This is a genomic window from Okeania sp. SIO2F4, assembly GCF_010672385.1.
Classification (GTDB): Bacteria; Cyanobacteriota; Cyanobacteriia; order Cyanobacteriales; family Microcoleaceae; genus Trichodesmium.
In genome coordinates, this window is the sequence record NZ_JAAHGT010001457.1 from 1 (window position 1) to 1,228 (window position 1,228).

Genomic DNA, 1,228 nt, shown 5'->3' on the forward strand with positions numbered 1-1,228 from the left:
AGAAGAGGTAATTATTAATTATTAATTGTTAATTATTAATTATTGAAAATTAGCCTGTTTTCAGGAACAGAATTTAACGTCGATACTGCCAGAGGATTAAACGGTACTTGTGACTTTCTCATTAGTCTAGACCCAGAACAACTATTTATTAAATCTCCAGTTTTTGCTATTGTAGAAGCTAAAAAAGAAAACTTAAACGCCGGATTAGGGCAATGTCTGGCAGAAATGATTGCAGCACAAATATTTAATCAACAACAAGGTAATCAAATTTCCACCATTTACGGCGTCGTCACAACTGGGAATATTTGGAAATTCTTACAATTAGAAAATACAGAAGTTTACATCGATCTAACTGAATATTTTATTAATAACTTAGAGAAAATTTTGGGAATTTTCTCCCTGGGAATTAATAGTAATTTGCCCAACAAACAGCAAAATTAGCTGTGTCGGTCTAGTAGGGTGCGTTAGACGGGGAAAATTGAGACTATGAAAATTTAACAATCTGTCGTAACGCACCATTTTAGATTTTTCAGTCTAATACAAAAGAAAAAATTAATTCCAAACTGTATAATTTAATTTAGTGGAATTTTCTGCTTAATTAATCAAATTAAAATTTATCATAATTTCTCCTAATTTTTTTATTCATTATAGCAGTTTCATAAATAAGAGTTACCCATAAATTGGGTCGATTAAAGTCCTGATTTTAACAAATAATTAAGGGAATAAACCAGGTTTTTTGTTTGACTGATAAAATTAAAATCATAGCTCTAAATTATGTTATAGTATTTCTCAGACTAATGAGGTACACCTATCTTTATTTCTATTATACATCTCCAATAATAAATCATAAAATCAATTATTTATCCCTGCTCCCTATTCCCTATTCCCTATTATGAATAATAACCCCCGTCAATTAGCTTTTATTATCCTCCAAGAAATACATCGAAAACAAGCTTTTGCTGATTTTGCTCTAGATAAATATCTGAGAAAAAATGACTTAATTGATGCTAACCGCAGATTAGTTACAGAATTAGTTTATGGGTGTGTCAGAAGAGAGCGATCGCTTGATGCTATTATCGACGAATTAGCTAAAAAGAAATCTCATCAACAAAACCCTGATTTACGCATTATTCTCCATATTGGTTTATATCAATTATCTTATTTAGAACAAATTCCAGAGTCGGCAGCAGTTGATACAACGGTTGAGTTAGCTAAACAAAATAAGTTT

At 30.5% G+C, this 1,228-nt stretch carries 2 protein-coding genes; both read left to right on the plus strand.

The features are described from left to right. Positions 1-42 precede the first annotated feature (42 nt). The gene (locus F6K22_RS41205; RefSeq protein WP_363275571.1) at positions 43-441 is read left to right on the plus strand and encodes a hypothetical protein; all 399 of its coding nucleotides are present in this window, start codon (positions 43-45) and stop codon (positions 439-441) included. 451 nt (positions 442-892) lie between these two features. Continuing rightward, positions 893-1,228: transcription antitermination factor NusB (locus tag F6K22_RS41210; RefSeq protein WP_293110977.1), on the plus strand; the 336-nt coding region annotated here is incomplete at its 3' end.